Below are 256 nucleotides of genomic sequence, written 5' to 3' on the forward strand. Positions count from 1 at the left end.
TCATTTGGAGACAGATGAGCCGCAAGGCATGTATGAAGGTGCTGCATGGTTGTCGTCAGCTCGTGCCGTGAGGTGTCGGCTTAAGTGCCATAACGAGCGCAACCCTTTCTGCCAGTTACTAACAGTTTTAGCTGAGGACTCTGGCGGTACTGCCATCGTAAGATGTGAGGAAGGTGGGGATGACGTCAAATCAGCACGGCCCTTACGTCCGGGGCTACACACGTGTTACAATGGGGGGTACAGAAGGCAGCTTGCC

The 256-nt window shown here is 54.3% G+C and carries 1 rRNA gene; it reads left to right on the forward strand.

The window, feature by feature from the left end:
• Positions 1–256: ribosomal RNA gene (locus I6E24_RS17670) — 16S ribosomal RNA — on the forward strand; the annotation flags it as partial.

The sequence above is a fragment of the Bacteroides caecigallinarum genome (assembly GCF_021530995.1).
Classification (GTDB): Bacteria; Bacteroidota; Bacteroidia; order Bacteroidales; family Bacteroidaceae; genus Phocaeicola; species Phocaeicola faecigallinarum.